A 7,753-nucleotide genomic window follows, 5' to 3' on the forward strand; every position below is an offset into this window, starting at 1 on the left:
CGCTGGCCAGCTCCATGCCCCGGCCGCGCAGGCCGCCGCGCGCGCCGTCCTGGTGCTGCACCAGGTAGCCCAGCTCCAGGCGGCTGTCGGCCAGGCTGGTCTGCAGCCGGGTGCGCAGCTGGCCCGGGGTGTCGTCGAGCACCCACTGCTGGCTGCCGCTGCCGTCGTGGGCGCGGCTGTGCAGCCCGCTCAGGGTGCCGGGATGGTTGGACGGGCCATCGATGCCGCCGGCGAAGGGCGGGGCGACCTCGCCGTTGTACAGCTGGCCGGTCACCCGCGGCTGGTCGATGTCGCCATGCAGGAACTCCACCAGCACCTCGGCGCCCACCCGCGGCAGGAAGTGGCTGCCCCAGTTGGGGCCGGCGACCCACTCCGCCACCGGTACCCAGGTGCCGGAGGTGGCATCGCCGGGGGCGTGGCCCGGGTGCTCGCTGCCGCTGTCCTGCAGCCCGCCCGGGTTGGGCCGGGGGCCGCGCTGCCAGGCGAGCTGGATGCGCACCTGGTGGTCGCGGCTGGGGCTGACCGCGGCTTCGGGCAGGCCGACCACGCGGGCGGTCTGCGGGCCGTGCACGGTCGGGCGGTCGCGCGGCAGCGGCGCCACCGGCGTGCCGGCGGGCACCGCGACGAAACGGTTGCGATAGCTGCCGCGCTCCAGGTCGGGCGAGGCGAGCAGGGCGGTGATGCCGCTGCCGAGGTTGTTCGCCGCTACGTGGGTCACCCGCAGCGGCAGGAACGCCCGGCCCTCGTGGCCGGAATGCTGGCTGAGCGTGAACGTATTGCCGGCGGCGATGGCGCGCGCGCTGCCCGCGCCGTGATGCAGCGCCACCGGCAGCCGCAGCGCGTCCAGGCGTCTTGCGGCTTCGGCCTGGGCCTGGCCGCCCTGCTCGAAGCGGCCGGCGCGCGGCTGCACGAAGACCTCGAGCGCCGGCAGTCCGCCGGCGTCGGCTTCGCACTGCCCGGCAACGCTCGCCAGCTGCGCGCTGTGCCAGCTGGCGGCATGGCTGCGGTTGGGCGCCAGCTGGCGCAGCTCGGTGAAGGCGCCGATGGCGTCGCGGGTCTCGGTGGCGGCGCTGCGATGGAAGCGCAGCGTGCCGGCGTCGGGAACCTCGGCCTGGGCATCGAAGATCACCAGGGTGTGGCGGGCGCCGTCGTCGCCGCCATCGTCTTCGCCTGCGGACTGGTCGTGCTCGTAGCGCCAGGCCAGGCCGGCTTCGGCCAGCAGGCGGGTGACGAAGTCCCAGTCGCTTTCGCGGTACTGGGTGGTGATCGCGCGCACCGGCAGGGCGCCGTCGATGTCGAAGCGGAACGCGGCCATCGAGTAGTCCGCGAACACGCGCTCCAGCACCCCGCGCACGTCGAGGTCCTGGAACACCAGCGCGTTGCGCCGGTGCGCCAGCAGCGCGGTCCAGGGCTCCATGGTCAACCGGTAGCGGGCCAGGCCGCCGTCGGCGCCCAGGGGCGCCACCGCGGTGCACACGCCGTGCCAGCTGCGCTCGCCGCCCTCTGCACGGTGCAGGCGCAGGCCGAGCCGCCGTCCGGGCAGCTCGGCGGTGTCGACGAACGCCGAGGTGGAAAACACGTCGATCACGAAACGGAACGGCGCGCAGACTGCCTCGCTGCCGTCGAACCGTTCCACCACCAGCCCCGGGACCGGGGCGTCGAGCTGGATCAGGCGCGCATGTTGCGACGGTACCGCGAGCGCGGCGAGCGCTCCTACTGGAAAAGAAGACACGCGCGTTGCGCCTCAATTTCCACAGTGCAAGCGCTCTTGCAGATCGAGAATCTGCTGATGGATCTGGATGTCGCGACGGGTCAAGTCCTCAAGCTCGGACTTCTCGCCTTCGTTCAGCGACTCCTTCCTGTTGACCGACAAGCCAGGGCGAATGATGTAATTGCTTTCTTGCTTGAGGCGCTCGCTCGAACGCTGTAGCGCCTCAATGCGCTGAAAGATCCCTCCGTTCGCTTGTAATCGGCCAAGCGTGGCTCGGCAGGAGGTGAGTTCTCTCTCCCAGCTTGGCAGGACGTTCAGACACTGCACGCCCTTTGCGCCTGTTCGAACTTGGGAGCGCAGTCCTTCCAGTTCCCGCAGAAGATCGTTCTGTTTCTCGACCGCGGCATCGCGAGCTTGCTCGGCCTGTCGAACTTCTTCCCTCTGGGCGCCCTGCCAAACGAAACCACTGAAGGCGATGCCAATCAGGGCGGCAATCGATAGCAACAATTTTGTCGTCCGGCCCAGGCTACCCAGAAACGAAGCTTCGGGGCGATTGTCGTGTCCGGGAGTCACAGGGCGGGCGTGCTTTGATCCTGAGCCCAGAGCCAGAACGTCTCGCCGTACTGGCTGCCCTCGACCTTCGGAAAGACATCGCCGGCCTTGAAGTGGCGGCGTGAGCCAGGTTGGGCGGGGGTATGCCACCATCCGGTTCTGGGGCTGGGCTCTCCGGCGGGCACGCGCTCAACTCGGGGCGGGGCGTCGGCCGCACTGGCTCGCAGTCGAGCGTACTCGGCCAGGTCCTTCGGGTAGAACTGCATGTCACGGTAGCTGCTGTCGTCGATGCCGAGCACGAAGGTGGTGGCCGCGGCCTCCCAGGCCCAGTAGCCGTAGAACACGGTGTCGGCCTCGCCGTGCTGGTCGATATAGGGCTCCCGCCGGCTGGCGTGGTACCACTCGTCCATGTACTTGGCCATCAGGGCAGGGCGATCCGCCGGCTCGGCGTCGAATACCTTGAACAGCTTGCGGTAGGGCAGGTGGCGGATGGCCTTGTCGGGAATTGGGCGACCCGGTACCCACTGCGCGACCAGCCGTTCCAGCAGGCCGTCGTACAGGTCGAGATCCGCATTGGCGTAGTCGATGAAAGCCATTACCCGGGGCATCCGGTCGGCGTGACCGGTGAGCAGGCCGAAGCAGACCAGTCGCAGGGCCACGATCCAGTATTCTTCCGAGACTAACGCCACATGCGGCGTGACGTCTCCGGAAGTGTTCTCGTCGGAAGTGTGGTAATTCGCGTGGAAGCGGCCGTACTCCTCAGCCCACTCCAGTGCGGAGGGCCAGATCTCGGCGAGAAGTGAAACCGATGCGCCGGCCGAGTACTGGAGGCTCATCCAGTCTAAGACGTCCCATAGCCGCTGTTGCGTTGAGGTCATGAGGCCGCCGGGTCGGGCTTTGGCTGAGTACTTTGGAAGATCTGTTGTAACCATGGCGATTCCGCCAAGCTTGTCATCGAAACGCTTGGCGTACGTCGCCTGCCGAAGGTACGACTCGCGTCGTTCGTAGAAGGCGGCTGCTGGAATTTTGGTGGCGTACCACGCCTGCCAGTCCGGCATCGGTAGCGTCATCGGTGGAGTTACTCGCGGAGGATGTGATTGGGTAGCACGAACTCAGTTCCGATCTGGTGGCTTGTGGAGGGCTTAGCGCAACGCCCGCTGGTACTGCCACGTGCGCGCTGGTGCCGATTGTGATTTGGCCCCACTACGGTGATCAGGCTACGGTCGTAGGGACACTTCACCAAACTGCGCTGCATCTGGCCACCCTCAAACGTCGCTTGGGCCCCAAGCTTGAAATCGGAGCGGCGCCAAGCTTCAACCTTCGGAAGTAACTCGGCACTTGCGGTGGAAGTTAGCTGGGCGCGACCAATCTTCGCCGCAATCCACCGGTGGCTCATCTGCTTCCCATCGCCGCGCGTGCTGCCAACCGAGTGCCGCACCCGGTTCTCGTCCTCCTCGCCCAGGTAGGCGTCGATGCCGTATTCCAGCGCCTGCCACACCTGTTGCGCGGTTTCCAGACGGCGGTGGAACGGCGCGCCGGAACCCTTGGTGTCGCTGACGCGGTATTTGTGCGGCAGGTTGCTGGCATGCCAGACGTGGTCGATGCCGTGGTGGCCGAGACTCAGCGCGCCGTTGGGCTGCTTCATCTCGTACAGGGTACCGCGATGGCTGACCTTGGCGCGGCGGCGCTGGCGCCGTACGAAGTAGTAGTCGGCGATGTGTTCGCCCGACACGCCGATCGCCTGCCGCCCCATGGCGGCGGCGGTGCTCTGCCGCTGCGTGGTCCTGGCCTGGCCGCTGGCGGGCGTGCCGGTGCCCGCGGTGGTGGTGCGCACGTTGCCGCCGGTCTGGGTGCCGGGCGTGGCGCGGCGCTGGGTGTTCGGGCTGCGGGTGGAGTTGCCGGCGGTGGTGGGCAAGGGGTCCTGCAGTGCGCGCTGGTGCGATTGCCGCAGCGAGTCCATCGCCTCCTGGATCCGGCGCGGGGCGGCCTGCTGCAGCTGGCGCAACTGCCGGACCAGGGCATCTACGCCTTCGCGGCCAAGGACCCAGCGGGTGACACGGTTCTCCAGCACGTCGATCATGCCGGTCATGATCCTGCCGAAGGTGGCGGTCAGCTCGCGGGTATAGCGGGCCCAGTCGAGCTGCCGGAACCAGCGTTCCACGTTGCCGCGCAGATGGTTGGGCAGTGCGTCGAGGACGCGGCCCATCTTTCGGCCCTGGCGCATCATCAGGAAGGCGTTCTTCAACGCATCGCCGAACAGCGGGACCACGGCGATCAGGGACAGCGCCAGGTTGATCCAGTTGTCGGCGCTGTCGGGCGCCTTGGTCAGGCCGTGGACGCTGCGCACGATGTTGTAGGCGTCGACGGCCTGGCCCACGTAGGGGATGCAGCCCAGTACGACGGAGACGATCATCTGGGCGGCGGAGTCGCCGCGGCCTTCCACCACTTCCTGCATCCAGGTCAGGATCTCGGCGAGGGTGTCGTCCTCGGCGCGCTGGAGCGCGACGTTGGCGGTCATGCGGCGTCCTCCGTGGGTGGGGCATTGTCGGCAATCAGCACTTCCTCGTGCGCGCCCGGATCCTCCTCTTCGTGCTCGTGCGGCTCGGATTCGTCGTCGTAGTCGTACTGGCTGGTCAGGTCCTCGTACTCAAGCTCGCCGCTGTAGGCCGCCGCGACCTCGTCGGGGAAGAAGTTGTCTTCCATGAACTCGGCCTCGGCCTGCGCATAGCGTTCGAGCGCCTGCTGGGCGTCCTCTGCGCTGCTCGGCACGAAACCGAAGATCGGGTTGGCCGGCCGCTCCGGGTAGGGGAACGCGTCGCGCGCGTCGTAGCCGAAGAACGCGCGCCCGGGCCCGGGCGGGTTCTCGATGGTGGCCCGGCCGTCGCCATCGAGGGTGCCCTCGCGGCGGGTACCGTCGTCGAATACGACCAGGTAGGGCGCACCCTCGACCGGCTTGAGGTCCGCGTAGTCGAACTCGAGTTCCAGGGTGCGCTGAGCCAGGCCCACCGGCAATGCGGTCAGGGCGGCATCGCCGCTCGCGCCACCCCGGAACGGATGCTCCCCCGCCTTGACCCGGAACTCCCCCGGACACGCGAAGGTGATGTTCCCGTCCTCCAGCGTCACCTGCACCTGTCCGGCCTGCAGCACGATCTTCTTCTGCGCCAGCACGTCGATGCGTTCGTCGGTGGCGGTGAGGGTGACCGACTGGTCGGCCAGCACCTCCAGCGGACCGGTGTGGGCCTGCAGGCTGAGCGGGCCGTTGGCGGCGATCGCGCGGATCGGGCCGGCGTGGGCGTAGAGCGCGGCGTGCTGGCCGGCGACCGAGGCGAAGGTCTGGCCGGCGCTGAGCTGGACGTCGGCCTGTGCGGTCAGGTGCAGGGCGCCGCCGGCGTAGGCGACCGCGCTCTTCCGGGTCGCGAACGCGATCGATTCCGGCGATTCGGCGACCAGCTTCGGGTCGGCGAAGCGCTCGACCGGGTCCTGGCCCGGTTCGCGCCCGCCCGCCGCCGGCTTCATCGCGGACTGGCCGGCGACGCTGCCGGCGTATTTGCCGTCGACCTCGGCATCCAGCGCTTCGCGGAGCGCGGTGAGGCGCTGGTTGGAGTCGAACCCCGGCACCTGCTGCTGCAGCATGGTCTCGTGCAGGCTCTCGGCGGTGCGCTCGGCGCCCTTGAGCTGGGCCACCGCCTCGGCCATGTCCATCTGGGTCGAGGCGGCCCCGGCACGCGCGGTGCTGGACAGCAGCAGGCCCTGGCCGGCGTGGACGTTGCCCCAGCCGGCGCTGGCCAGCTCCATGCCCCGGCCGCGCAGGCCGCCGCGCGCGCCGTCCTGGTGCTGCACCAGGTAGCCCAGCTCCAGGCGGCTGTCGGCCAGGCTGGTCTGCAGCCGGGTGCGCAGCTGGCCCGGGGTGTCGTCGAGCACCCACTGCTGGCTGCCGCTGCCGTCGTGGGCGCGGCTGTGCAGCCCGCTCAGGGTGCCGGGATGGTTGGACGGGCCATCGATGCCGCCGGCGAAGGGCGGGGCGACCTCGCCGTTGTACAGCTGGCCGGTCACCCGCGGCTGGTCGATGTCGCCATGCAGGAACTCCACCAGCACCTCGGCGCCCACCCGCGGCAGGAAGTGGCTGCCCCAGTTGGGGCCGGCGACCCACTCCGCCACCGGTACCCAGGTGCCGGAGGTGGCATCGCCGGGGGCGTGGCCCGGGTGCTCGCTGCCGCTGTCCTGCAGCCCGCCCGGGTTGGGCCGGGGGCCGCGCTGCCAGGCGAGCTGGATGCGCACCTGGTGGTCGCGGCTGGGGCTGACCGCGGCTTCGGGCAGGCCGACCACGCGGGCGGTCTGCGGGCCGTGCACGGTCGGGCGGTCGCGCGGCAGCGGCGCCACCGGCGTGCCGGCGGGCACCGCGACGAAACGGTTGCGATAGCTGCCGCGCTCCAGGTCGGGCGAGGCGAGCAGGGCGGTGATGCCGCTGCCGAGGTTGTTCGCCGCTACGTGGGTCACCCGCAGCGGCAGGAACGCCCGGCCCTCGTGGCCGGAATGCTGGCTGAGCGTGAACGTATTGCCGGCGGCGATGGCGCGCGCGCTGCCCGCGCCGTGATGCAGCGCCACCGGCAGCCGCAGCGCGTCCAGGCGTCTTGCGGCTTCGGCCTGGGCCTGGCCGCCCTGCTCGAAGCGGCCGGCGCGCGGCTGCACGAAGACCTCGAGCGCCGGCAGTCCGCCGGCGTCGGCTTCGCACTGCCCGGCAACGCTCGCCAGCTGCGCGCTGTGCCAGCTGGCGGCATGGCTGCGGTTGGGCGCCAGCTGGCGCAGCTCGGTGAAGGCGCCGATGGCGTCGCGGGTCTCGGTGGCGGCGCTGCGATGGAAGCGCAGCGTGCCGGCGTCGGGAACCTCGGCCTGGGCATCGAAGATCACCAGGGTGTGGCGGGCGCCGTCGTCGCCGCCATCGTCTTCGCCTGCGGACTGGTCGTGCTCGTAGCGCCAGGCCAGGCCGGCTTCGGCCAGCAGGCGGGTGACGAAGTCCCAGTCGCTTTCGCGGTACTGGGTGGTGATCGCGCGCACCGGCAGGGCGCCGTCGATGTCGAAGCGGAACGCGGCCATCGAGTAGTCCGCGAACACGCGCTCCAGCACCCCGCGCACGTCGAGGTCCTGGAACACCAGCGCGTTGCGCCGGTGCGCCAGCAGCGCGGTCCAGGGCTCCATGGTCAACCGGTAGCGGGCCAGGCCGCCGTCGGCGCCCAGGGGCGCCACCGCGGTGCACACGCCGTGCCAGCTGCGCTCGCCGCCCTCTGCACGGTGCAGGCGCAGGCCGAGCCGCCGTCCGGGCAGCTCGGCGGTGTCGACGAACGCCGAGGTGGAAAACACGTCGATCACGAAACGGAACGGCGCGCAGACTGCCTCGCTGCCGTCGAACCGTTCCACCACCAGCCCCGGGACCGGGGCGTCGAGCTGGATCAGGCGCGCATGTTGCGACGGTACCGCGAGCGCGGCGAGCGC

Annotated in this window: 5 protein-coding genes; all 5 read right to left on the reverse strand. The window is 70.1% G+C overall.

The features are described from left to right. Positions 1–1,732: type VI secretion system Vgr family protein (locus tag QFW77_RS04945; protein ID WP_280573237.1), on the reverse strand; the 1,732-nt coding region annotated here is incomplete at its 3' end. 12 nt (positions 1,733–1,744) lie between these two features. Beyond that, positions 1,745–2,218, reverse strand: coding sequence for a hypothetical protein (locus QFW77_RS04950; protein ID WP_280573238.1), 474 nt, complete (start codon positions 2,216–2,218; stop codon positions 1,745–1,747). Positions 2,219–2,280: 62 nt separating this feature from the next. Next, positions 2,281–3,321 carry a PoNe immunity protein domain-containing protein gene (locus QFW77_RS04955; protein ID WP_280573239.1) on the reverse strand — a complete coding sequence of 347 codons (1,041 nt, stop codon included), beginning with the start codon at positions 3,319–3,321 and terminating at the stop codon, positions 2,281–2,283. Between the two features lie 20 nt (positions 3,322–3,341). Beyond that, positions 3,342–4,781, reverse strand: a complete 1,440-nt coding sequence (locus QFW77_RS04960; RefSeq protein WP_280573240.1) for a hypothetical protein — start codon at positions 4,779–4,781, stop codon at positions 3,342–3,344. Further along, positions 4,778–7,753, reverse strand: a 2,976-nt coding sequence (locus QFW77_RS04965; protein ID WP_280573241.1) for a type VI secretion system Vgr family protein, incomplete at its 5' end; no start/stop codon positions are given. The genes QFW77_RS04965 and QFW77_RS04960, both read right to left, overlap by 4 nt.

Source organism: Luteimonas endophytica (assembly GCF_029887875.1).
GTDB lineage: Bacteria > Pseudomonadota > Gammaproteobacteria > Xanthomonadales > Xanthomonadaceae > Luteimonas > Luteimonas endophytica.

Coding starts and splice junctions, on each gene's coding strand:
- QFW77_RS04955 (WP_280573239.1), bottom strand. CDS start 3,321: ATGCCGGACTGGCAGGCGTGGTACGCCACCAAAATTCCAGCAGCCGCC.
- QFW77_RS04960 (WP_280573240.1), bottom strand. CDS start 4,781: ATGACCGCCAACGTCGCGCTCCAGCGCGCCGAGGACGACACCCTCGCC.